The sequence below is a fragment of the Solidesulfovibrio carbinolicus genome, assembly GCF_004135975.1.
Classification (GTDB): Bacteria; Desulfobacterota; Desulfovibrionia; order Desulfovibrionales; family Desulfovibrionaceae; genus Solidesulfovibrio; species Solidesulfovibrio carbinolicus.
The window spans coordinates 2,625,273-2,648,833 of sequence record NZ_CP026538.1 but is presented as its reverse complement, the minus strand read 5'-3'; the positions used below and the strand labels follow the sequence as shown (position 1 = coordinate 2,648,833).

Annotated in this window: 22 protein-coding genes, 2 tRNA genes, 1 other RNA gene and 1 pseudogene; 15 read left to right on the top strand and 11 right to left on the bottom strand. The window is 63.1% G+C overall.

Annotation, left to right across the window (positions count from 1 at the left end):
- Positions 1-10: 10 nt before the first annotated feature.
- Positions 11-1,297 carry an HD-GYP domain-containing protein gene (locus C3Y92_RS11920; protein ID WP_129352806.1) on the bottom strand — a complete coding sequence of 429 codons (1,287 nt, stop codon included), beginning with the start codon at positions 1,295-1,297 and terminating at the stop codon, positions 11-13.
- Between the two features lie 182 nt (positions 1,298-1,479).
- Here C3Y92_RS11920 and C3Y92_RS11915 point away from each other — a divergent pair, with 182 nt between their 5' ends.
- From C3Y92_RS11915 to C3Y92_RS11870, 10 genes are all read left to right on the top strand, one after another.
- Positions 1,480-2,334 (top strand): tetratricopeptide repeat protein, encoded by an 855-nt coding sequence (locus C3Y92_RS11915; protein WP_129352804.1) that lies wholly within the window; start codon positions 1,480-1,482, stop codon positions 2,332-2,334.
- A 97-nt stretch (positions 2,335-2,431) separates the two neighbouring features.
- Positions 2,432-4,213, top strand: coding sequence for a methyl-accepting chemotaxis protein (locus C3Y92_RS11910; RefSeq protein ID WP_129352802.1), 1,782 nt, complete (start codon positions 2,432-2,434; stop codon positions 4,211-4,213).
- A 129-nt stretch (positions 4,214-4,342) separates the two neighbouring features.
- On the top strand, positions 4,343-5,269 hold the full coding sequence (locus tag C3Y92_RS11905) for a branched-chain amino acid transaminase (RefSeq protein WP_129352800.1): 927 nt from the start codon (positions 4,343-4,345) through the stop codon (positions 5,267-5,269).
- Between the two features lie 48 nt (positions 5,270-5,317).
- Positions 5,318-7,288, top strand: a complete 1,971-nt coding sequence (gene dnaX, locus C3Y92_RS11900) for a DNA polymerase III subunit gamma/tau (protein WP_129352798.1) — start codon at positions 5,318-5,320, stop codon at positions 7,286-7,288.
- A 12-nt stretch (positions 7,289-7,300) separates the two neighbouring features.
- A complete protein-coding gene (locus tag C3Y92_RS11895; RefSeq protein ID WP_129352796.1) occupies positions 7,301-7,612 on the top strand; it encodes a YbaB/EbfC family nucleoid-associated protein in 312 nt (103 codons plus the stop codon).
- A gap of 66 nt (positions 7,613-7,678) precedes the next feature.
- Positions 7,679-8,293: a recombination mediator RecR gene (gene recR / locus C3Y92_RS11890; protein ID WP_129352794.1), complete on the top strand. Its 615-nt coding sequence runs from the start codon at positions 7,679-7,681 to the stop codon at positions 8,291-8,293.
- A 24-nt stretch (positions 8,294-8,317) separates the two neighbouring features.
- Positions 8,318-10,492 (top strand): SF1B family DNA helicase RecD2, encoded by a 2,175-nt coding sequence (gene recD2 / locus C3Y92_RS11885; RefSeq protein WP_129352792.1) that lies wholly within the window; start codon positions 8,318-8,320, stop codon positions 10,490-10,492.
- 48 nt (positions 10,493-10,540) lie between these two features.
- Entirely contained in the window at positions 10,541-11,518 is a 978-nt protein-coding gene (locus C3Y92_RS11880) for a lysylphosphatidylglycerol synthase transmembrane domain-containing protein (RefSeq protein WP_129352790.1), read from the top strand.
- Positions 11,519-11,539: 21 nt separating this feature from the next.
- The gene (gene thiD, locus C3Y92_RS11875; protein ID WP_129352788.1) at positions 11,540-12,379 is read left to right on the top strand and encodes a bifunctional hydroxymethylpyrimidine kinase/phosphomethylpyrimidine kinase; all 840 of its coding nucleotides are present in this window, start codon (positions 11,540-11,542) and stop codon (positions 12,377-12,379) included.
- Positions 12,380-12,475: 96 nt separating this feature from the next.
- Positions 12,476-12,560, top strand: a tRNA-Leu gene (locus C3Y92_RS11870).
- 323 nt (positions 12,561-12,883) lie between these two features.
- Here the strand turns inward: C3Y92_RS11870 and C3Y92_RS11865 are convergent.
- Positions 12,884-13,543 carry an IS5 family transposase gene (locus tag C3Y92_RS11865; protein WP_235669702.1) on the bottom strand — a complete coding sequence of 220 codons (660 nt, stop codon included), beginning with the start codon at positions 13,541-13,543 and terminating at the stop codon, positions 12,884-12,886.
- On the opposite strand from C3Y92_RS11865, the pseudogene C3Y92_RS21485 reads away from it, so the two are divergent.
- Positions 13,484-13,654, top strand: a pseudogene (locus tag C3Y92_RS21485) (IS256 family transposase); the annotation flags it as partial. The gene C3Y92_RS11865 and the pseudogene C3Y92_RS21485 sit on opposite strands and share 60 nt — an antisense overlap.
- Positions 13,655-13,666: 12 nt before the next feature.
- On the opposite strand, the gene C3Y92_RS11860 reads toward C3Y92_RS21485, so the two are convergent.
- Positions 13,667-13,939 carry a transposase gene (locus tag C3Y92_RS11860; RefSeq protein WP_165352109.1) on the bottom strand — a complete coding sequence of 91 codons (273 nt, stop codon included), beginning with the start codon at positions 13,937-13,939 and terminating at the stop codon, positions 13,667-13,669.
- A 182-nt stretch (positions 13,940-14,121) separates the two neighbouring features.
- Here C3Y92_RS11860 and C3Y92_RS11855 point away from each other — a divergent pair, with 182 nt between their 5' ends.
- Positions 14,122-14,322: a hypothetical protein gene (locus tag C3Y92_RS11855; RefSeq protein WP_129352782.1), complete on the top strand. Its 201-nt coding sequence runs from the start codon at positions 14,122-14,124 to the stop codon at positions 14,320-14,322.
- A 378-nt stretch (positions 14,323-14,700) separates the two neighbouring features.
- Here C3Y92_RS11855 and gluQRS read toward each other — a convergent pair whose 3' ends face one another.
- The 5 genes from gluQRS to C3Y92_RS11830 all read right to left on the bottom strand — a co-directional run bounded on the left by gluQRS (position 14,701) and on the right by C3Y92_RS11830 (position 18,741).
- Complete coding sequence (gene gluQRS, locus C3Y92_RS11850; protein WP_129352780.1) at positions 14,701-15,570, bottom strand: tRNA glutamyl-Q(34) synthetase GluQRS; 870 nt, start codon at positions 15,568-15,570, stop codon at positions 14,701-14,703.
- 307 nt (positions 15,571-15,877) lie between these two features.
- Positions 15,878-16,236, bottom strand: a transfer-messenger RNA (tmRNA) gene (gene ssrA / locus C3Y92_RS11845).
- A gap of 153 nt (positions 16,237-16,389) precedes the next feature.
- Positions 16,390-16,635, bottom strand: coding sequence for a hypothetical protein (locus tag C3Y92_RS11840; protein WP_129352778.1), 246 nt, complete (start codon positions 16,633-16,635; stop codon positions 16,390-16,392).
- Positions 16,636-16,901: 266 nt separating this feature from the next.
- A complete protein-coding gene (locus C3Y92_RS11835) occupies positions 16,902-17,966 on the bottom strand; it encodes a sensor histidine kinase (protein ID WP_165352108.1) in 1,065 nt (354 codons plus the stop codon).
- 85 nt (positions 17,967-18,051) lie between these two features.
- Positions 18,052-18,741 carry a cobalamin-dependent protein gene (locus tag C3Y92_RS11830; protein WP_129352774.1) on the bottom strand — a complete coding sequence of 230 codons (690 nt, stop codon included), beginning with the start codon at positions 18,739-18,741 and terminating at the stop codon, positions 18,052-18,054.
- Between the two features lie 206 nt (positions 18,742-18,947).
- On the opposite strand from C3Y92_RS11830, the gene C3Y92_RS11825 reads away from it, so the two are divergent.
- On the top strand, positions 18,948-20,975 hold the full coding sequence (locus C3Y92_RS11825; protein WP_129352772.1) for a methyl-accepting chemotaxis protein: 2,028 nt from the start codon (positions 18,948-18,950) through the stop codon (positions 20,973-20,975).
- 102 nt (positions 20,976-21,077) lie between these two features.
- Here C3Y92_RS11825 and C3Y92_RS11820 read toward each other — a convergent pair whose 3' ends face one another.
- Entirely contained in the window at positions 21,078-21,545 is a 468-nt protein-coding gene (locus tag C3Y92_RS11820) for a cyclic nucleotide-binding domain-containing protein (protein ID WP_129352770.1), read from the bottom strand.
- Between the two features lie 96 nt (positions 21,546-21,641).
- On the opposite strand from C3Y92_RS11820, the gene C3Y92_RS11815 reads away from it, so the two are divergent.
- The gene (locus tag C3Y92_RS11815; RefSeq protein ID WP_129352768.1) at positions 21,642-21,929 is read left to right on the top strand and encodes a YciI family protein; all 288 of its coding nucleotides are present in this window, start codon (positions 21,642-21,644) and stop codon (positions 21,927-21,929) included.
- 116 nt (positions 21,930-22,045) lie between these two features.
- Positions 22,046-22,699, top strand: a complete 654-nt coding sequence (locus tag C3Y92_RS11810) for a hypothetical protein (protein WP_129352766.1) — start codon at positions 22,046-22,048, stop codon at positions 22,697-22,699.
- 148 nt (positions 22,700-22,847) lie between these two features.
- Here C3Y92_RS11810 and C3Y92_RS11805 read toward each other — a convergent pair whose 3' ends face one another.
- Positions 22,848-23,267, bottom strand: a complete 420-nt coding sequence (locus tag C3Y92_RS11805; protein ID WP_129352764.1) for a DsrE family protein — start codon at positions 23,265-23,267, stop codon at positions 22,848-22,850.
- A gap of 150 nt (positions 23,268-23,417) precedes the next feature.
- A tRNA-Met gene (locus C3Y92_RS11800) sits at positions 23,418-23,494 on the bottom strand.
- Positions 23,495-23,561 lie beyond the last annotated feature (67 nt).

Sequence of the window (23,561 nt, the reverse complement as noted above, 5' to 3'; positions counted from 1 at the left end):
AAAGCGCGGCCTAGGCCCGGGGCGCGGCGTCCACATAGAAGGAAACCTGCTTGCCGGGGTTTAAGTACTGGAGCACATCCGGGGCAAGGTCTTCGGGGCGCAGGGCCTTGGCCACGGTCAGCTCGGTCTCGATGGTCAGATCGATGATGAGGGCTTCGCGCTTGGGAATGTCGGGGTGGTAGACCTTGACGCTTGGGCGCAGCGAATCGCGGATATTGGCCGAAACCACCATGCCCTGCATGGTGTTGGACAGCTCGACCAGGGAACCCGGCGGGTAGACGCCGAGCTTGCGGATGAACATGGTCACGGCCTTGGGGTCCAGGGGGCCGCGTTTTTTGTAGAGAGCCTTCATGGCTTCGTGGGGCGTGCGGACAGGGGCGCCGTCCTTGCTGTTGCACAACCGGTCGTAGACATTGGCCACGGCGGCGATGCGCGCCCCGAGCACCATGGCCGGGCCTTGGATGCGTCCCGGAAAGCCCGTGCCGTCGAGGAGTTCGTGGTGCTGGAGCACCAGCATCTGGGCGGCGGGCGGAAACCCGGGCACGGCGGCCAGCATTTTGGCCCCGATTTTGGGGTGCTCCATGTAGTATTCCTTGAGCACCTTGTTCATGGTGATCATGTTGCCCTTGGAAAACCGCTGAATGGGAATGCGTCCCTTGCCCACGTCGTGGAAGAGCGAACCAATGCCCACTTCCTCGATGGCCGCTTTGTCGAGCCCCATTTCCTTGGCCAGCATCATGGACAGCACGGCCACGTTGAGGGCGTGGTAGTGCTTTGCCTCGTCGCGCATTTTGGCCGTCATGACGTTTATGAGCACGTCAAGGTCCGAGAGAAACGTCTCGGCCATGGGGCCAACCACTTCGCCGGCCGCTTCCAGAACCTCGGCGTTGGGAGAACTGACCTTTTTGAGCGCCTCGACCACCTTGTCCATGGCCTTTTCGTAGCGCTTCTCGCAGGCGGCGAAGCGCTCCAGGCGGTCCTTGTTGCGTTCGATGGTTTCGCGCTTGAGGCTGGAGAGTTCGGCCGAGACCGGGGTGCGGGCGGCGGACCAGGGGCCTTTTTGGCGTTTGCCGGCCAGACCGTCGAGTTCTTCCAGGGAGATGGGCAGGCGGTCGGACTTGTCGGGAATGCAATAGACGTGGGCCAGCCCCAGGGCCATGACCTTGGCCACGTCGGCGTCGGTGCGCAGCTTGAAGCCTTTGGGCGGAAAGGGGTGGGCCAGTCCGGGCTCGTCGATGCGGATGAAAAGCCCGGGGCACAGTTGTTCCACCAGTATGGGGTATTCGTCTATCTGCATGGTTGGTCCCGCCACACGCCGTCGTCAGGGCGGCTCGGCCCTGGCGGCTTCGCGCCGGCATCACAGGCTATACGCGCGGGGAAAAAAAACTGTCAACTCGGCGACTTTGGCTCTCGGGCCGCGACGCTTGCCGAAAGGCCCTCAGGCCGGCTATGGAATGGCGAGAACCAAAGAAAAACCCCATGCAACAGCCCCCTTCTTCACAAGCCAGGCCCCGGTCGGGCCACAAGCCCGTCAAGGGCGTGTTTTCCATTGAATCCCAGAAGTTTTTGGGCATCGGCGGCATCGGCCGGGCCGGGCAGCGCCTGTTTTTCTACGCCGAGCAACCCGCCGATTCGGACCAGGTGTTCATGCAGCGTTTAAGCCGCGATTTCATTCCCACCGGAACCCGGCGGGCCATCAGCCGCGAGCAGCTCTTCACCCAGTATCAGCCCGAACCCTCAATCTATCTCAACAAGGTCGTTCCGGTCATGCGCCGTCTGGAGGAGGCGGTCAGCGCGGCCGACGGCCACCGGGAACGCCAGGAGCTTTTCGCCGCCGAGTTCGAATACAAGGGCGTGCTGCAACTGGACGAAGAACATGTCCGGGCGGCCTTTGGCTTGGGGCTAACCTATCTGGAGCGTCAGGAGAAGCATAATGCCGACGTGGTCTTCCATAAGATCATGCGCATTGATGCGGCCTTTACGCCCGAACACAAACACCTGTTCAACGAATTCGGCATCCAGATGCGCAAGCTTGGCATGTACGACGAGGCCATGCGCTATTACAGCCAGGCCTACCGCCTGTGTGACACCGACGAACATTTGCTCTACAACATGGCCCGTACGCTATTTGAGAAAGGGCGCGTGAAAAGCTGCCGGGCCATGCTGGGACAAGCCCTTCGGCTCAATCCCGAATTCCCGGAGGGGCGGGCCTTTCTGGCCTACCTTGAATCCCTGGCCCGAGGCGAGGCCGCCACGGAACCGCCGCTTTCCGCCGCTACCTTGGAAAAACCTCCCGGCGTCTTGGACGAACCGCCGCCGGCCCAGGGCCATTGACAGGGCGTCGGCGCCTTTGCAAAGACGATGCGTTTGCGCGTTCACCAACGGCTGATCCTGGACGCCATCGCGTCTGATCGTACAAAGGAGCATGGCCATGGGCAACGTCAAGGTCGGCGTCAAGCTGTTTTCATTGGTGTGCGTCACCGCGCTGCTCACCCTGGTCGTCGGGGTTCTCGGCTATCAGGGGCTGGTCGGTCTCGGATCGGCCTTGTCCCAGGTGACGGGCGACGTCCTGCCGTGCGTGGCCGGCCTGGGCATGGTCAAGGAAGGCCTGATCGCCGCCCAGTCGGCCGAGCGCACCATCCTCGTGCCGGAACTGGCCAATTCCAAGGAATTCGAGCGCCAGCGCGAGAATCTTCGGGCCGGCCTGGCCCTGGCCGACGCCGGGCGCGAGATTGTTGATCGAATCCCTCTGAACGAGGAAGAGGCGGCCCAGTGGAAGGCCTTCAACGAGGCCCTGGCTGGCTGGCGCAAGACCAATGCCCAAGTCCTTGAACTGGTCGCCGCAGGCAAGCGCAGCAACGCGCTCACGCTCTCCATCGGCATGTCCCAGCTCTCCCAGAAAAAGGCCATGGAGGCGCTGGGGTTTCTCCTCGAACGCAGCCGCGGCCAGGCCGACGCCCTGGCCGTGTCCTCCCTGGAAGACGTCCACCGGCGCACCATGTTCCTGACGGCGGCCGTGGCCGCCTGCCTGCTGCTTTCCGCCGCCCTGGGCATCGTCATCACGCTGTCCATCACCCGGCCTCTGGGCAAGGGCGTGGCCTTTGCCAAGGCCGTGGCCGACGGCGATCTCGAAGCCGACCTGGACGTGTCCGGCCGCGACGAAATTGCCGCGCTGGCGGCATCCATGCGTCGGATGCTCGCCGCCCTGCGTGATAACATCGCCGCCGCAACGGCTCGGGGCGAGGAGGCGGCCGGCGAGGCAGCCAAGGCTTGCCAAGCCATGGAAGAAGCCGACGGCCTGCGTCTGGCCGCCGAAAACGCCCGCCGCGACGGCATGCACCAGGCCGCCCAGCGCCTGTCCGAGGTGGCAGGAACCCTGTCCGCCGCCGCCGCCTCCTTGTCGGGGCATGTGGACCGGGCCACCCACGGCGCGCGCGAGCAGTCCTCGCGTCTGGCCGAGGCCGCCGCCTCCATGGGCGAGATGAGCGCCACCGTGCTCGACGTGGCCCAAAGCGCGGCCACGGCCGACGTCACCGCCGCCTCGGCCCGGGACAAGGCCAGCGCCGGCTCCGACGTGGTGCGCCGGGCCATGGCCGGCATTGGCACGGCCCGGGACAAGGCCCAAACCCTGGCCCGGGACATGGACGCCCTGGGCGGCCAGGCCGAGGGCATCGGCCGGGTGCTGGGCGTTATTGCCGACATCGCCGACCAGACCAATCTCCTGGCGCTCAATGCCGCCATTGAGGCGGCCCGGGCCGGCGAAGCCGGGCGCGGCTTTGCCGTGGTGGCCGACGAGGTCCGAAAGCTGGCCGAAAAAACCATGGCCGCCACGGCCGAGGTCGGCCAGGCCGTGCGCGACATCCAGGCCGGGGCGCGCCGCAGCGTGTCCGGCGTGGGCGAGGCCGTGGCCGCCATCGAATCGGCCAACCAGTTGGCCGGTGAGTCCGGCCAGGCCCTGTCCGCCATCGTGGGCCTCGTGGAAACGGCTTCGGATCAGGTGCGCTCCATCGCCGCCGCCTCCCAGCAGCAGTCAGCGGCCTCGGATTCCATTGAAGCGGCCGTGGCCGCTGTGGGAACGGTCTCCCAGGATACGGCCGAGGCCATGGAGCAGGCGGCCCAGGCCCTGGCCGATCTGTCCGAGCAGGCCAGGGTCATCGAGGCGCTTATTGAGGAGTTGCGGGGCGAGGCAACCTTGGCGGCCCTGCCGTCCTGATCGGCCGAGCCGCCTTGACCCGGCCGGGCAAAGCGCCTACACATGGGCGTTTCCGTTTCGGGTATGCGGCGCCATCATGACGCCATCCGGGAAGCTCCCCGGGAAACGCTCCAGCACGAGGGTTGGATCATGGGTGTTCGGACTGATTTCATCTGGATGGACGGCGCGATGGTGCCCTGGGACCAGGCCAACGTGCATGTCCTGACCCATACGCTGCATTACGGCGTGGGCGTGTTCGAGGGCATCCGGGCCTACGAATGCACTGACGGCTCGTCGGCCGTTTTTCGCCTGAACGAGCATATCGAGCGTCTGCTCGGCTCGGCCAAGGTCATGGGCATGAAGGTGCCCTTCAGCCACGAACAGCTGGCCGAGGCCTGCGTCGAGACGCTTAGGGCCAATAAAATGACCGCCGGCTACATCCGGCCGCTGATTTTCATCGGCTCCGGCGAGGCCATGGGCGTCAACCCCGGCCCCAACCCGGTGCGCGTGGCCATCGCCGTGTGGCCCTGGGGCGCCTATCTCGGCGCCGAGGCCCTGGAGCGCGGCATCCGTATCTGCACGTCGAGCTACACTCGCCATCACGTTAACGTCATGATGACCAAGGCCAAGGTGGCCGGCAACTACGTCAACTCCGTGCTGGCCAAGACCGAAGCCCTGGCCGACGGCTACGACGAGGCCCTGCTGCTTGATCCCACCGGCTACGTGGCCGAAGGTTCAGGCGAAAACGTCTTCATCGTCAAGAAAGGCGTCATCAAGACCCCGCCCTTGACCTCCATCCTGGCCGGCATCACCCGGGACAGCCTCATCACCCTGGCCAAGGAACTCGGCTATGAGGTGGTGGAGCAGCTTTTCACCCGCGACGAAGTCTACATGGCCGACGAGGCCTTTTTCTCCGGTACCGCCGCCGAGCTGACCCCCATCCGCGAACTCGACCGCCGGGTCATCGGCGAAGGCCATGCCGGACCGGTGGCCAAGGCCCTGCAGGCCGCCTTCTTCAAGGTGGTCAAGGGCGAAACCCCGGCCTACGCCAACTGGCTGCGCCGTTACAGCCTGTAACCGTTACCGGGCGGCTGCGACCGTAGTGCAGCCGCCCGGACCGCCTCGATGAGCACAATAAGCCTTACCGCCAAATACCGGCCCCAGCGTTTCGCCGACGTGGCCGGGCAGGACGCCGTCAAGCGCATCCTGTCCCGGGCCGCGGCCGAGGACCGCATCGCGCCGGCCTATCTTTTCAGCGGCACACGCGGCGTGGGCAAGACCACCCTGGCCCGGGTGCTGGCCAAGGCGCTTAACTGCGAGACCGCGCCCACGGGCGAACCCTGCAACGTCTGCTCCCAATGCCGTCAGATCACGGCCGGGGTCTCGCCCGACGTCATCGAGATCGACGCCGCCACCCACGGCAAGGTTGACGACGCCCGGCGCCTGAAGGAAGACGTGGGCTACGCGCCGCTTAACAGCCGCTACAAGGTCTTCATCATCGACGAAGCCCACATGCTGACCACGGCGGCTTTCAACGCGCTGCTCAAAACCCTGGAAGAGCCGCCCGGACGCGTCACCTTCATCCTGGCCACCACCGAGCCCCACAAGTTTCCGGCCACCATCATCAGCCGTTGCCAGCACTATCTGTTCAAGCGCCTGGCCCAGAGCGAGTTGGAAGCCCACCTGTCCAGCGTGCTCACGCGCGAGGCCGTGCCCTACGAGGCCAAGGCCGTGAGCCTCATTGCCCGGCGCGGGGCCGGCAGCGTGCGCGATTCCATGTCGCTCCTGGCCCAGGTTTTGGCCCTGGGCGGGGCCGAACTCACCGAAGCCGACGCCCGTGGCGTCCTTGGGCTGGCCGGCCAGGAAGTGTTTTTCGGGCTCATCGAAGCCATCCGGGCCGAGGATGGGCCGGTGGTGGTGGAGCTTTTGCGCCAGGTTCTGGACAAGGGCCTGGACATCGGTTTTTTCCTGCGCGAGCTGGCTTCCATGTGGCGCAACCTCTTTCTCCTGCGCCAAGCCGGCGAGCGGGCCTTGCCCGTGGTCGACCTACCGGCCGAGGAGGCCGGCGAATGGCTGGTCTGGTCCGGGCGCATCGAGGCCGCCCACATCCATGCCTGCTGGCAGATGACCCTGGAAGGCCAGCGTCGGGTGCAGACGAGCCTGGAGCCGGCCTTGGCTTTGGAGCTGCTGCTGCTCAACATGGCCTATCTGCCGCGCCTGCTGCCGCTGCAAAATCTCGCTTCCTGCGCCGCGCCGGCGGCCTCTGGTCCCGGTGGTTCGGGCGGCTCGGGCGTCCCGTCCGGTCGCCCCGGCGGGCAGGGCGGCGGATCGGCCCCGCGCCAGCCCCAGGGGCCGCGCTCCGGCGGCTACCGGCCTCAGCCCCTGGCCGACCAGGTCACGCCCTACGGCCAGCCCGAGATCGGCTCTGGTCGGGATCAGGGCGGTTACGGCCGGCCGGCCGCCGGTCCCGGTGACGCGCCGCCCACCCAGTCCGCCGCGCCTCGGGGTTATCCGCCCCAGGCCGCGCCGCCGACATCCCGGCCTGAAGCGCCCACGGCCTATGCCGCCTCCGGTCCGGCCAACGGCTCGGCTCCCTCGGCCCAGGCTCCGACCGCCGTACCGGCCGCCGCCGGCTATTCCCCGTCAGGAGCGGTCCAGGCCCCATCTTTTGCCGCTCCAGGGCAGGCCCCCGGTCCGACCGACCACGGGGCCGCGCCGCGCCCGCCCCAGGCCGCGCCGGCCGGTCCTCGCACCTGGGACGGTTTTTTGCGCCAGGCCGGCCGGGGCAGCGACATGGTGGCCCTCAAGCACGCCCAGGGCGCGTTTTCGCCCGATCCGGCCCCGGGCGAACTGGTCATCAGCTGCGCCAACGCCTTTCACCGCGGCCGTCTGGCCCATCCCGACAAGCTGCGCCAGCTCACCGAAGCCGCCGAAGCCTATTTCGGCCCCGGCGTGACCGTGCGTCTGACCGAGGGCGAGGCGGCCAGCGACCGCATGTCGCCCCATGACCTGCGGGACTACGTCGACAACCACCCGGAAGTGCGCCAGGCCGTCACGGCCTTTGACGCCGAAATCATCGAACGAAAGCCCCGCTAGAGGAGGTAGCCCATGAAAGGAATGAACGAACTGGTGCGCCAAGCCCAGGTCATGCAGAAAAAGATGGCCAAGCTCCAGGAAGACCTGCAGGAGCGCACCGTGGAAGGCACGGCCGGCGGCGGCATGGTCGTGGCCGTGGTGTCCGGTTCCAACGAACTGAAGTCCCTGACCATCGACAAGACGGCCGTGGACCCCAATGACGTGGAAATGCTCCAGGACCTGGTCCTGTCCGCCGTCAACGACGGCATCAAGAAGGCCAAGGCCATGATGGAAGCCGAAATGGGGCAGATCACCGGCGGCATCAAGGTTCCCGGCCTGTTCTAACCGACAGGCGGCGGGAAGGGGCGATGCCTTGTCCCGCCGCCCGCGCCCCTAGGCGGAATCCCGAACATGGCATCCCAGACGACCTTGCCCGTTCCCCTGGCCGAACTGGTGGACCAGCTGGCCAAATTGCCCGGCCTTGGCCCCAAGTCGGCGCTTAAGGTGGCCATGACGCTGCTCGAATGGCCGCGCCCCCGGGCCGACGGCCTGGGCGAGGCCATCCTGCGCCTGCGCGAACGGCTGTGCCTGTGCGTTCACTGCGCCTCGCTGTCCGAGACGCCGGTGTGCCCGGTGTGCGCCGATCCGACCCGAAACGGCGAACAGCTCTGTCTCGTGGCCCAGTGGGACGCCATCATGCAGATGGAAGAGACCGGCCTCTACGCCGGCCGCTATCTGGTCCTGGGCGGTCTGCTGGATCCGCTCGAAGGCGTGTCGCCCGGTCAACTGCGCCTGGACGTGCTGCGGGCCAAGCTGGCCGAGGGCGCGGTCACGGAATGCATCCTGGCTCTTGGTGCAACCCTGGCCGCCGAAACCACCGCTTCCCACATCAAAAATTTGCTGGAGCGGGAGTTTCCGGCCGTGCGCCTGACGCGGCTGGCCCAGGGCATCCCCCTTGGAGCCGAGGTCAAGTACGTGGACAAGGAAACCCTGTCCCAGTCCCTGCGTTACCGGCAGGACCTCTAAACCTCGGACGCCGCCGCAAACGCCATGGCAGTCGAGCTTACGGTCGAAATCGAGACCGTCACCTTTTTCAACGAGGAAAACGGCTACCTCATCGCCCGGGTCGGCTCCAAGGCCGAACCGGGACCGTTTTCCATTGTCGGGCGCATGCAAAAGGTCACGCCCGGGGAACTCTTGCGGGTCACTGGCGAATTCGCCACCCATCCCAAGTATGGCCGCCAGTTCCAGGTGACCACCGCCGTGCGCGAGATGCCGGCTACCTTAAACGGCATCCGCCGCTACCTGGCCTCGGGCCAGATCAAGGGCGTGGGCGGCATTTTGGCCTCGCGCCTGGTGGACGCCTTTGGCGAGAAGGTCCTCGACATCCTGGACAAAGAGCCGGACAAGCTGCTTTCCGTGGAAGGCGTGGGCAAGAAAAAGCTGGCCGAGATCAAGGCCTCCTGGGACGCCCAAAACGAGATCCGCTCGCTGATGCTTTTTCTCCAGACCCACGAGATCGCCACCACCCACGCCGCCAAGATCCAGCGGCTTTACGGCAACGCCGCCGAGGCCCGCATCCGGGCCAATCCCTACGAACTGGCCTATGAAATTCGCGGCATCGCTTTCAAGACCGCCGACGCCATGGCCCTGCGCCTGGGGTTTGCCCCGGACAGCCCCGAACGCGTCCAGGCCGCCCTGGCCTACGTGCTGTTTTCCATGGGCGAGCAGGGACATCTGTTTGCGCCCAAGGACGTGCTGTTCGAGAAAACCGCCGCCCTGGTCGGCGACGTGGCTTCCGAGCGCCTGGAGGAGGGCCTTGGCGGGCTGGAGGAACTCAAGCGCGTCAAGGTCGAGCCCCTGCCCGAGCAGGGCATCGAGGCCGCCGTCTATCTGCGTCATTTCTACGCCTTGGAGACCGAAATCGCCCGGCGCATCCACGATCTGGCCGGGCATCCCGGCGCCCAGCTGCGCGGCAAGGTGGAAAAGCTCCTGCCGGCCCTGGAGTCCGAGGCCCGCATCCAGCTTTCCCCCGAACAACGGCAAGCCGTCATCGACGCCTGCGACAACAAGGTCTTCGTCATCACCGGCGGACCCGGCACCGGCAAGACCACCATCACCCGCATGGTGGTGGCCGCCCTTGACAAGCTGTCGTTAAAAGTCAAACTTGCCGCGCCCACGGGCCGGGCGGCCAAACGGCTTTCCGAAGCGACCGGCCACCCGGCCGCCACGCTTCACCGGCTGCTCCAGTCCACGCCCGACGGCTCGTTTGCCGTGTGCGAGGACAACAAGCTCAAGGCCGACGCGCTTTTGGTCGACGAGGTCAGCATGCTCGACGCCAGGCTTTGCGGGCACATGCTGCGGGCCTTGCCGTTTACCTCGCGGCTTATCCTCGTCGGCGACGCCGACCAGTTGCCGTCGGTGGGGGCGGGCAACGTCCTGGAGGACGTGCTGGGCAGCCAGTCCGTGGGCAGCGCGCGGCTGACGCACATTTTTCGCCAGGCCCGGGAAAGCATGATCGTGGTCAACGCCCACCGGGTCAACAACGGCCAGTTTCCCCAGGCGGCCGAGAAAAAGCCGCCCGAGGCCGATTTTTTTTGGGTCGAGCAGGACGATCCGGCCGCCGTGCGCGATCTGATCGCTACGCTTGTGGCCGAGCGCATCCCCCAGGTCTATGGCCTTGATCCCATGCGCGACGTCCAGGTGCTCTCGCCCATGCACAAGGGCGAGGCCGGCACCCAGGCGCTCAATGAGGCGCTGCGGGCACGGCTTAATCCCTCGGGGCCGACGGTCATTCGGGGCAACGCGATGTTTCGCCTGGGCGACCGGGTGTTGCAGACGAAAAATAATTACGAAAAGGACGTCTTCAACGGCGACCTGGGACACGTCACGGCCGCCGATCCCGAAGAGGGTTCGCTCGTCGTCACCTTCGACGGACGCGACGTCCCCTATGACCGCACTGAGCTGGACGAGCTGGCTCCGGCCTACGCCGTGAGCATCCACAAATCCCAGGGCAGTGAATATCCGGCCGTGGTGGCCCCGTTTTTGACCCAGCATTACGTGATGTTGCGCCGCAACCTGATCTACACCGCGCTGACCCGGGCCAGGAAACTGGCCGTGCTCGTGGGCAGCCGCCGGGCCCTGACCCTGGGCCTCAAAAACGCCGGCGGCGAGCGGCGCTACACGCACCTCAATTACCGCCTGCGAGAGCTTTTCAATGTCTGATCGCCCAAACGCCGGGACGGCCCCGGCTCCATGGAGGAATGGCCCGCGATGCTTGTAAAGAAAGCCGCCAGCTTGATTGTGCGCCTGGCCCTGGTGGGAGGTTGTCTGGTCTACGCCTTCTGGGGACTCAATTTTTCGGAAATCTGGGACGCCATAGTCCGTTTTGACGACGTTGCTCTGTTCTGGACGGTGCTCTTTTCCTTTGTGGGCTACGGCGTCATGGCCTTTCGCCTCAATTTTCTGTCGGGCTTTTGCGCCGGCAACTGGGTGTGTTTCAAAGCCTTTCTCATGTCCATGGCCGTCAACAACATCGTGCCGGCCAAGCTCGGCGAATTGGCCAAGGCCTTTTACCTGCGCCGGGAATGCCGGTTTTCGCTCTCGCGCAGCATCACCATGGTCTTTTGGGAGCGCTTTTTCGATTTAAACGCCATCCTGGCCATGGGCTTGGTCGTTGCCTTCCACTTCAACCTCAAGATGGCTTTCGTGCCCCTGGCCGCGGCCGTGGGCGGCATCTGGGTCGGACTCTGGGTGGTGCGCCAGTATCCGGATTTTGTCGGCCGGATCATTGAAAAAATGCCGTCCAACCGGTTGGCCGAGTTCTTGGCCGAGCTTAAGCTTCAGGTGCTGCATGGCGTGACCCCCAGCTTCATGACCGTGCTGGGGCTTTATACCCTGGTCTGCTGGGTTCTCTACGCCGGTTCCACCTTTTTGGTGCTTTTATGGGTGGCCGACTTGCCCTTGACCGTTGGGCAGGCGGCGGCGGTGTTCGTCATTTCGTCCCTTGGCATGGCCATGCCGTCCTCGCCCGGAGCGCTGGGCGTTTTCGAGGCGGCGGTGGTTTTTTCCCTGGGCCTTTTCGGCGTGGACCGAGCCCAAGGTCTGGCCACCGGATTGGTGCTCCACATGGTGCAGTACATTCCGGTCACTGTGGCCGGTCTGCTTGTGCTGGCCAAAAGCGGGCTGAAGCTCAGCAAGATCCGGGAGAGCGACGAAGCGCTGGACGCTGTGCCCGAGGCCGGGAAATAGCGAGTAAGCCAAGGAGGCGATATGGCCCATCCCTGCGCGCTGACCATCGCCGGTTCCGACTCCGGCGGCGGAGCCGGCATCCAGGCCGACCTCAAGACCTTCATGATGCAGGGTTGTTACGGCCTGTCCGTCATCACCGCCCTGACCGCCCAGAACACGTGCGCCGTTTCGGCCATCGAAGCGCCGACGCCGGGATTTGTGGCCGAGCAACTGCGGGCCGTGCGGGCCGATTTTCCCATTCGGGCGGCCAAGACCGGAATGCTCTTTTCCGAGGCCATTATCGCGGCCGTGGCCGAAGGGTTGGCCGACAAGGATTTTCCTTTGGTGGTCGATCCGGTCTGCGTGGCCCAATCCGGGGCGCGGTTACTCATGCCCGAGGCCGTGGAAGCTATTTTGACCCGCATGTTGCCCCTGGCCGATCTGCTGACGCCCAACCGCCTGGAGGCCGAACTGCTGGCCGGCCTGCCCATCGGCGGCAAGGCCGACGCCGACGAGGTCATCCGGCGTCTTCTGGCCCGGGGGGCCAAGGCGGTGCTGCTCAAGGGCGGCCATTTCGAGATCGGACAGACCTCGGACAGCCTGGTGACGGACCGTCTGGTTCTGGCCGACGGCCGGGAATGGGTGTTGTCGCGGCCCTTTGTCGCCACCCGCAACACCCACGGCACGGGCTGCACGCTTTCGGCGGCCATCGCCGGCCATCTGGCCCTGGGCAAGGCCTTGCCTGAGGCGGTGGAGGCGGCCCGGGACTATTTGCACCTGGCCTTGGAGACGGCCTGGGACTTGGGCGACGGCGACGGGCCGGTCAACCATCTGGCCCCCTACGAGCGTTGTTTGCCGCCATCGGCCCAGAAAGCGTCGTAACCATCCATCGAGACGGAATTTTCTGTTCATGACGCCTGGACGATTGTCTTGAGGCGATCTTTCGCGTAAGGAAAAACGCCCCGCGCGGGCACATGTGCGAGAGTGGCGGAACTGGGAGACGCACCAGACTTAGGATCTGGCGGCTTAGGCTATGGGGGTTCGAGCCCCCCCTCTCGCACCAAACTGATTTTATAGCTTTTATTCTCCGAGCACTCGTCTTTTGGGCGGGTGCTCTTTGTTTACCCCCTCCCTTTTACCCCCCATTTACCCCCCCAAAACAGGTCAGGCGAGGTTCGGCCAGGTGCTGCTTTTCAGGAGCTGTTGTCGTGCGCGGCCTGATTTTCGTCTCCTTTGAGGCCACTGCACAATTCTTTGAGGTCCCTGAATTCCGTCTTTCTGGTCTTTTTCGAGGGTAAGATCGGCAGTTTTACGTGATTTTCCGCCGGACTCAGGCTGTTTTCCACCTTCTTCGGCAGCTTTCGCCGCCAAAGGAGGCACTTATACTCAACAGGCTGCCTTTAGTACGGCTTTTTTCAGGTTGAAAGCCATGGCGTTGAGGAGAAACTCCAGCTCGACCTTGGCTCGTCCGAGGTACCTCGTGCGGTGAAATCCATAGCCGCGCTTGAGGGTGCCGAAAGCTCGCTCAACTTTCGCGCGGACGCTGCTGATTTGACGGTTGGCGTTTTTTTTCGAGGGAGTCAGCTCCCGGTTGCGAGCGGCCTTGTGCATGATGCCGTCGGCAAGGCCTCGAACCTGAAGCACATAGCGATTGAGTTGGCTGCTGTATCCCTTGTCCGCGAAAATACTCTCGCCGGCTTTCGCGTCGACCTCATCCAGGACGGCGACAAATTCTTCTGTGTCGGACCGGTTTGCCGGCGTGGCATGGCCGCCGAGGACAAAACCGTCCCGAGTATCCGTGGCGGCGTGGATTTTGTACCCGTAATACGCGCGATTACCCTTGCGTAGCCAGGCCGCCTCAGCGTCATCGGAGTAGCTGATCGTCACATCGGTCCCGCCCTCGTTGTCTTCCTGGCGATCCTGCGGGAGCACGTCGAGCACCTTGAACGGCCGGCGCGCGGACGAAACGACGCTGGCATCGACGATGGCTCCTTCCCGGACGAGGAGGCCATCATCCGGCTCATCGGGGCCATCTTGCTGGAGCAAAACGACGAGTGGCAGTTGCAAAGCCGCTACATGCAGGTCGAGGCCATGGCCGAACTCAACACCCAACCCAACGAGGCGCAGCCAGCCCAAATCCCACCCAGGGCAGCCTAACCGATTGCCACCTCAAGCACACCGGAATTTACACCACGTTGACGGACGTGACCTGTCGCTGAGGTTGTACCAACGCTGGAGGAGCAGGATTTTGAACATGGGAAGCGGCGGATAGGCCGGATTGCCAACGGCGTTGGCCACCCGTTTGAGCGTTTTGCGCAAAAGCTTTTCCAGCGGGTTCCAGTCGATGAGGCGATCAATCTCGTCGAGAAAGCACTCTTTGCGCTTGCGACGGGCAACAACGTAGTCAGCAATGCCGGGCTTGGAAGAAGTGCGTTCGCTCATGCTCGCCTCCATCGAATTCGATGGGGAAAATATACACTAAATACATATTTTTACAAGACTTTATTGAAACTTGCTGTGCACTGGTCTCTTAGCATGAAAAATAAATGACAAAGCCCCCGCCAAAAGGCGAGGGCTTTGTCAGCAGTCTGACGAGCAAGGGGCGACTCCGTTGGAGTCGCCCCTTGCTCGTGCGTCTGGTGCAGGACAGACATGGAAGCGGCTTTGCCGCCTGGGCGACTGTCGCGTCCACGAAAAGCGCCTATGACGTTCCGTGGAAACAGGCTAAAGCCATGAGTATTTATTCGTCCGTCTTCAGGGTTAAAACCTCCGGCTTTCAGCCGGGCAGCTTTCAGCTAGCGGTTGGATTTTCCTGGACGCAATAGCACTGTAGCTACGACGGTCTTTTACGGCCTTCATCGGAGTTGCAAATAGATCGATTGAATAGCCGCGATGCCGCTGGACTTTCAGTCCGCAGGCCTTAAACCCACCAGCTTCAGCTGGTGGTTGTTTAGTAAAAACTATCGTCATATTAAAGGACGAGACACTAAAAACGCCCCGGTCGCATGACTGAGTGGGAAGAACGCTGCAGGGGCCGATGTCTTGCATTTGCATCATGTCGTGCCCGGGCGTCTTGATAGAGAAAGTCGTTGGCAAACGATTACGAGACTTTCGTAAGTCGAGAAAATGCGTCGAGAGCAATGGGTCAAGTCGCCGTCCACGCTTTTTAGGCAGGTTGTTCGTGATTTCCAAGAGACATTTGGCTAGGCGACCGAGGTTGTTGGCGGGGTGCCGGATCGTCCAGGGAGCGGGTCGAAGCCGACCATGCTCCGCACGTCCTGGGGCGTTTTGCCGGCCTGGCGCAGGGCGCGCAGGGTGAGGGCCTTGTCGCGCTTGGCGTAGCGGCGGCCCGAGGCGTCGCGCATAAGCGTGTGGTGGCGATAGCGGGGCGTGGGCAGGCTGAGCAGTGCCTGGAGCAGGCGGTGGACGTCGGTGGCCGCGAACAGATCCTCGCCGCGTGTGACCAGACTGACGCCTTGCTGAGCGTCGTCCACGACGACGCTCAAGTGGTAGCTCGTGGGCACGTCCTTGCGGGCCAGGACCACGTCGCCGAAGCGGGCCGGATCGGCCCGGACTTCACCCCGTCTGGCGTCGTGCCAGACGAGGTCGCCGGCCTGGGCGCAGGCCCGGGCCATGTCGAGCCGCCAGACGCAGGGACGGTCTGCCGCCAGGGCCGCGCGCGCGGTCTCGGCGAGATGGCGGCAGGCGCCCGGATAGACCGGCCCCTCCACGTCGTTCTCCTGAGGCGCGGCCAGGGCCTGGATTTCGCTGCGGGTGCAAAAGCAGGGATAGACGAGGCCCATGGCCTGCAACCGGCCCAGGGCCGCCGTGTAGTCCGCCATGTGTTGGGACTGGAAACGTACCGGTTCCTCCCAGGTCAGCCCCAACCAGCGGAGGTCTTCCATCAGGGCCAAGGAGAATTCCGGCTTGCAGCGCCCGGGATCGATGTCCTCAATGCGCAGCAAGAACCGTCCGCCGGCCTTGCTGGCCGCTTCATGGGCGGCCAGGGCCGAATAGGCGTGGCCCAGGTGGAGCAGGCCGGTGGGGCTTGGCGCGAAGCGGGTGACGATCATGGATGTGGTTGGTTTGTTGCGGTGGTGTCGGACGCAGCAGGGAGTTGTAGCGGTTTAGGGTTTCGGGAGGGCTACCCAAGCCGGCGGTAGGTGTCAACGGACTCGCCTCGGGAAACCGCCAAAAGCTTCCGAACAGCTAGAGCTGAACAATTCAAGGCATAGCGCGCCGCGTTCCGCGCAGGCGCTCACCCGCTATGGCTGGCGACCGGGCGTTGGCCAAAACTCAGAAAGCCGGCCCTTGGGGACCGGCTTTCTGGCTGAAATTTCTGACTTTTTGAACCGTAACGGACGGTGTCGAGGGGGTGGATGGTGGAGGCGGGGGGAATCGAACCCCCGTCCGAGAATGCTCCACTCCAGGCGTCTACAGGCTTAGACCGAAAAACAATCTCGCCTCGGGCAGGCCTTTCGGCCGGGCCGCCTCCGGCCAGTCCGTCTATTGTCTCGTGCTTACCCCAACGGACGAGGGTTCGCGCCAGCCTGATGGGGTTTGGCGTTCCGGTCCAGCATATCAGGCGTCAACTGATGGAACGCTGACTGTCAATTAAGCAGCCAGAGCGTAGTCGTAATCGTTGGCAGTTAACCAGTTGCCGCGTGTTTTACGAGGCCTCGCGGCACCTCGACCTGCAACCAGGGCTTCACTATCCCCGTCGAAACCAGGGCGCCCCCTTCGAGACATCAAGATAACACATTTTTCCCAAAGCGCAAGGGGGAGAAGTCTCGCTTCCCCGAGCCGCGAACAGCGTTGGGAGTCGTTGGGACAAAACCGAGCCGGACAGCGCCCCGCGACTCCAGGCGCGGCCTGCCGCCGGGAATGCCGTGTTAGTTGAGCCGTATCTTGGGATCGTAGCCGCGTTCCTTCATACAGGCGTCGGCGTCCTGATCCACCACCGTCAGCGGCCGGTCGGGGAAGGGCGGCGTGTTCACGTCCAGCGAGGCCTTGCTGTAGCAGTCGGTATAATCGTCTTCCACGGCGGTCAGCTCGGCTCCCGGCTTGGCATAGGGCGGGCGGGTGCAGCCGGCGGCCAGGGCCAGGGCCAAAAGCAGCAGGGGGATTGTACGGCGCATGGGCAAACTCCTTGGCGTCGTTGTCGGCGGATAAAGCCGCAACGACGATAATGCGTCATGGTATCGCAGCAAACAAGGCCGGATTGCTCCGACGCGTTTTGTCCTTTTATCCCGTGCAGCCGACTGCGAAAAGCTTTTTTTCGCGGGGTGCATGACCAGCGCGCCGCCATGCCGGCGCACGGCGCCCTTTGCGTCTCGGGCTCTGTCCGGGGCCGCGACGACGTGTCCCCCTGAAACGCCTGAAAAGCGCTGTTCCCGGTGTGCGGTCAGTGCAGGCAGACACGTGCGCCAAGAGAAGCCGCAACGTCATGGGGACGCCGGGGCAAGGGCAAGGTGCAAAGGAAAACCGCGCCCTGGCCCGGCTGGCTATCGATGACCAGATCCCCGCCATGTCCACGAGCAATGGTGCGGGCTATGCACAGCCCAAGGCCAATGCTTTTTTCGTCGCCCGTAGGCCTGGCCTGGCCCCGGCCAAAGGGTTCGAAAATCCGCTCGCGATCCTCCGCAGCCACTCCGACTCCCTGGTCGGCCACGGAAATGGCGACATGGCCGTCGCCGCAGGTTCCGGCGATCCGTACCGTCGTGCCCGGCGGGGCGTACTTGACGGCGTTGCTGATGAGGTTGGTCAGCAATTGCTCCATGCGGATGGCGTCAAAAGCCAGTTCGGGCAGATCGGGCGGAAGACTGCAGGCAAGGCGCATGTTCTTGGCGGCGGCCAGGGGCGTGAGGCGCTGGGCTACGGCGCGAATGCCGGCGGCCAAGTCGCTCGGGGCTAGGTTGAGCGAAAACCGGCCGGCTTCGATGTTGGCGATATCAAGCAGATCGTCAAGAATGCGCAGCATGGACTTGCCGGCGTGGTCGATGACCGACAGGGCTTCGGCCTGTTCCGGACTCAGGTTGGCGCCTTCGTCGCGAAGCAGGTCCGCGCTGTAGAGCACATGACCTATGGGCGTGCGCAGATCGTGGGCGGCCATGCCCAGGAAACGGTTCTTTTGGGCGTTGATCGTTTCCAGACGGGCGTTGGACCGCTGCAGTTCCCGGGTGCGCGCGGCAAGCTCCTGGTTGGTTTCGAGCAGGGTGTTGCGCAGCATTTCCGTTTCCTGGGAATCCTGAGCCCCAAGGCACAAGATGTTGTGGCCGAGATCGATGAAGGAGAATCGGAAAGTCTGGGGGGCGCCGTCGCGGGTATGCAGGGTGAGCAGATGGGGACCGGGGCGAAGCAGCAAGTCGTAAAGTCCCGGCACGGCAGTGAAATCCAGCAGCAGATCCTGAAAGGCCTTGCCGACAACGGGGCCGGGCACGATTCGCATGGCGGTTTCGCCGGCTTCCACGACACGACCGTCCCTGTTCAGGACGTAATACAAGGCCGGCCCCGAAAGGAGCAGGCGATGGAAGGCGTGCTCAAAGAAATTATGGTCAGGCGTCGGCATGTTGGCGAAGATAGTTTTCCAGCATTTCGATGTTGCTGATCACCGGTACGCTGGCAAGTTCGCCCAAGTCAAGGCTGTTTCCGGTGACGCCCTGGCCGCCGACCACGCACAGCATGCTTGGACGATGCGCCAGCGCTTCGCGGATAAGCCGCTTGGCCTGGTCGGCATTGCTGGACAGGCTGACGGAAAGCCCGAGCAACTCGGGTTGTAGCGTGAGGAGCAAGTCAAGTAGGGCGTCTTTGGGAGTGTCAGCTCCAAGATAATGGCTGTCCCAACCGCGAAGTTCCAAAATATCGGCGATCATGCGGCTACCTATTTGATGTCTTTCGCCAGTGACGCACGCCACAACGGCGCGCCGGCCATGTTTGGGCAGTGCGGCGGCCCGAGGGTAGGTTTGGGCGAGCAGTGTTTCCGTTATGGCTGTGGCGATATGCTCCACGGCGACGGATATCTTATTTTCTTCCCAGAGCCTTCCAACTTTGTACAAAGAACGCTGAAAGAGATGGGTGTAGATATCCGCAATGGGCATACCTTTGTCAATGAGGATTTCAACAATCGATAGGCAATGACGTTTATTCCCGTTGATTAAGTTGGATACATAGCTGTCAAACGTTGATGATGGGATCAGGCAAAGTGGATCTTGCATAGTTGCGTTACCTACCGGTTGTTTGTTCATAAAATCACGAACAAAACGTCTTTCGATTTTTCAGAAGCCTGGGTCATGTGAGGAATTTCCCGATATCATGTTGTTGCCAAGTCAATGTCGTTTAGTTATAACCCAAAATACACTGTTGCAATATGTTCGTCACAGTGCTTGGCGCTCCGTAAGCGCGCCAGGGCGTCTGTGTTGTTTGCCGATAGCCTGACTTCCGGGAGGAGAGAATGAGCCGCTTAAGCCTAAAGTCCTTGCTGTTGACCCTTGGCGTGGCCAGCGTCATCGGGGCAAGTTTGACCTTGATGCTTCTCTATATGCAGCAAGACAGGATGCTGGGTTATCTTAAAAATGTCAGCACTGTCGATGGCCCCCTGTTGTATCATCTTCAGGACGTTTACGCCCAGGGACTGCAAACCGAGCAGGCTACCCGAAACGTGCTGCTCAATCCCAGCGACAAGACGGCCCGGGACAACTACGCCAATGCCGACAAGCAATTTCGCGAGGCCCTGGCTTCGGCGACGGCCTTGGCCACCGGCCGTATCGCCGAGGACTTGCGTGAGATCGGCCCGCGTTGGGAGATCAGCCATGAACTGAAAAAACGCCTCATGGACATAGCTGCAACCAATCCGGCCGAGGCCGTGCGGTTGCTCAATGCCGAGGAAACGCCGCAGTGGCGGGCGCTGAAAAAGATCATGTTGGACGCCGTCGCCATTCAACGAGAGACCAACAAGGCCAATCTCGACGCCATCCAGGAAGGCGAGGCCACGGTTTTTCGCATGTTCCTTGGCATGGCCGTGCTTTCAGTGGTCCTGTTGTTGGCTCTTATCACCGGACTCATCCGGGGCGTCACCAGCGGCGCGACGGCTCTTGTCGATTATGCCGGGGCCATCGCCCAGGGCCATTTCGGCTCCAACCTGCGCACGGGGCTGCCCAAGGAATTTGAAGCCATCGGCCGGTCGCTGCGCGAGATGGTCCACCACCTGGAGAACTCCCTGGGTTACTATCAAGGCATTGTGGCCGGCATGGCCACTCCGTTTGTGGTGGTGGACGAGGCCGAGGACTTGCGCCTGACCAACGACGACCTCATGCGCCTTATCGAGCACTCCGGGCGTCCCGAGGACTATTACGGCCAGAACGTGGCCGGCTTTTTTTATGGCGATCCCGGCCGCAAGACCGTGCTCGGCCAGTGCATGACCGAAAAGCGTGGCATCCGCAAGGAAGTCGATCTGGTTTCGCGCAAGGGCAATGTCCGCAATGTGCTCATTGACGCCACGCCGCTTTTTAACGCCATCAACGGCAAGATGATGGGTTCGCTTTGCGTCTATTCCGACTATACCGATCTGCGCCGCAGCGAGGCCCTCATGCGGGAACAGACCGAGCGGATGTTGGCTACGGCCCGGGAAGCCAAGGCCATCGCCGACGCCCTGGCCGGGGAAACCGAGGCCCTGGCGCATCAGGTCGATACTGTGGAACACGGGGCCGTGGAGCAAAAGGAGCGCATCGGCGAAACCGCCCTGGCCATGGACGCCATGAACACCGCCGTCATGGAAGTCGCCCGCAACGCCGCCGCTGCCGCCACCCTGGCCGACGACGCCCGGAAAAAAGCCACGGCCGGGGCCGGCATGGTTTCCGACGTGGCCGCGGTCATCGGCAACGTCAATCAGCTGGCCGAGGAACTGCGCCGCGACATGAACGATCTTGGCGACCAGGCCGAAGGCATTGGCAAGATCATGGGCGTTATCGCCGACATCGCCGATCAGACCAACCTGCTGGCGCTCAATGCCGCCATCGAGGCGGCCCGGGCCGGAGACGCCGGACGCGGCTTTGCCGTGGTGGCCGATGAGGTCCGCAAGCTGGCCGAAAAGACCATGACCGCCACCAAGGATGTGGCCGGCTTTATCACAACTATGCAACAAAGTGTGCGCCGCAACAGCGCCAAGACCGACGAGACCACCCGGGCCATCGCCGCCGGCACGGACAAGGCCCATGCCTCCGGGGTCATGCTGGAAGAGATCGTCGGCATCGTTTCGCGCACCTCGGATCAGATCCGCTCCATGGCCGCCGCCGCCGAAGAGCAGTCGGCCACCACCGAGCAGATGCGCCAGACCGCCGAGGAAATCAGCCGCATCTCCCACGGCACATCCGACGCCATGGCCGCCTCGGCCCGGGCTGTCACCGCTCTGGCCGGCCAGGCTCGGGAGCTGGAAATCGTCATCTCGGGCCTGGAGACCGGCCAGGCCGCGCTGCCGGCCTAGGCAGTTGTCCGCCGCCATCTCTGAACGCAAAAGGCGTCTGCTCCCGGTCGGGGCAGACGCCTTTTGCGTTCTTGTCGGCCTTGGGCTGTGAGCGATTCGGTCTTAGGCCAGCAGGCCCACGAAGCGGCCCGTTACCTGGCGCAGCCGGCGGCTCAACACCCGTCCAATGTAGAAGAGCGTCTTGATGGCGAGCTGGGGTTCGATTGCGGCCAGCTCGTCAAAGCTTTCCCGGGTGAGGATGAGCAGGCGCACGTCGGTCTTGGCCACCACCGTGGCCGAGCGGGGTTCGCTGTCGAAAAAGGCGATTTCACCGATGACGGCGTCGCGGGTCAGGTCAATGATGTGGCGTTCACAGCCCCCGGCCTCTTCCTTTTGGATGGTGACCACGCCTTTCTCAATGAACGCCAGGGAAGTGGCCTTGCGGCCTTCCTGAATGATCGTCGTGCCGGCCGGGAAGCTCTTGACCTGCATGTAGCCGGCGATACGGCGCACTTCTTCCCAGCCCAGGGCAGCGCCGAGTTTAAGTCCGTCGAGCAGGGCGGCGATGTCGTCGATATCGCTGTCTTCCATGGCGGGGCCTCCTTGGGGCTTGGCTGGTCTGTCTCCCTTGCCGGACAGGCCTCGAATTTCTTATAGGATTTGTCCCCAAAGGAAAAGGAGGCCGCCATGTTCGTCGTACTGCTGCGCTATTGCCAGCCCCTTGAAGTCATTGACGGGCTACTCAATGCCCACAGGCTCTATCTGGACGAAAACTATGCCCGGGGCGTGTTTCTGGCCTCGGGGCGTCAGTTGCCGCGCACGGGTGGGGTGATCCTGGCCCGGGCAGCCGGCCGGGAAGCCTTGGAGGCGATCCTTGCCGAAGATCCCTTTGCCAAGGCCGGCGCGGCCAGCTACGAGGTCATCGAATTCCTGCCGGGCAAGGTTGCCCCAGGGCTCGAAGGGTTACTGGTTTAGCGCCCGTTTTTTGTTTTGTTTTTATATATTATTTAAAGATGTCCTATTTTTTGCCGATAGGAAGCATGGCATCGGTTTGCATCCTCGTTGCCGCTCGTTTCCCCAAAGGAGCAAATATGGACACTCTGCTCGGTGCAGCAAGCGCAATGGCAAGCGATCCGACAAAAGCCTACCAAGAAGCCAGAAAGCTGTCGCAGACAGCGGTTTCCCTGGGCGCGGTCGCCATGGTGGGAAAAACAGACAGCGAAAAAGCAAAAGACGCAGACACGGTTGAAATTTCCGAAGCAGCTCGTAACAAGCAGCGGCAACAAGTCGAAACGGCCTCTGGCGGCGACCTAGCAAACCAGGTCCAGGCAACAGACGAAGGCGCAAAAGAGGAAGAGACGACGAGCACGCGAGAGATGTTATTGAAACAAATTCAAAAAGTAAAAGAGCAACTCAACGAAGCAAATTCGCGCTTGGCTGCTGCAACGGCAAAGCAGAAAAGCTCAAGCAGCGGCGAGGAGAAAGAGGCTGCGCAGGAAACCAAGACAGACACTGATGGCAAAGACGCCTCCGGGTCTGAGATTGCCGATAGCTCGCAAGATCCTGAAGTAAAAATCATCACGTCTGAAATAAACCAACTCACAGCGACGTTGGTAACGCTCAACGCCCAATTGATGAAAGAAGAACAGAAAGGCGCTGCGGCTGGTACCACGGGGAGCGCCGGCATCAATGAAGGTTCAGGGCTGAGCGGCGGACTTGGCGAACGCCTGCCGGTTGGCGGCTGACCCTTCGGTTCTCGTCGTGTGGGTCTGTTGAGAATCGTGAATTTATAATAATAGATGTCCGAAAATCTTGGCGTTCTCATTGGGGCGGGCGACAGGAGCGGCCGGGGTATGGAGCCCGGCTGAAAAGTGTCTCTGCGCCCGCCGCGAGTTACCAGGAGAGCGTCTGGGTGTTGTCCGCAAACAGCGCCGCGCCGGTCGTGTCCGGGTTGGTGAGTTTTAAGCCGTCCAGGAATTCGTTCTCCGCCACGCCGTACTTCTGGCTGCACATGGGGCAGACCAGCACCGTGCCGCCCTTGGCCACGATTTGCCGGAGCAGCGCCTGCTGTTCGGCGAAGGCCTCGCCTTGCTTCTTGCTGGCGATACGCACCGCCTTGTCGTTGAGGTAAACGGTCAGGGGATGGCCGCGCTGCAACTGGTTTTGGCCAAAGCTGATGGCCATCAGCGAACGGTGGCCGTCGTCGCTGGTCAGGTTGATGAACAGCGGGTCGGAAGCGCCGGCCTGACAGGCGGTCGCCAGGGCCAGCAGGCAAAAGAGCAGGCAGACGGCAATTGGCGTAACGCGTTTCATGGAGTCCCTCCTGGGAGTTTCTCCAGCAATACCCCGGTGCGGTGATTTTGCGCAACGGCTTTGTGTCTTGCCGTCTCCGGGAGCAGGCCAAGGGGCGGGAATATCGCAAAAAGCAAGGCCCCGGACTTTCGCCCGGGGCCTATCAACTATTGGTAGCGAGGGAGGGAATTGAACCCCCGACACTGCGGATATGAGCCGCATGCTCTAACCATCTGAGCTACCTCGCCAAACCGTCATGCAGCGCAGAAGCGGGTATGTAGCGGAACCGGCTTTCCTTGGCAAGCATTTTTTTGC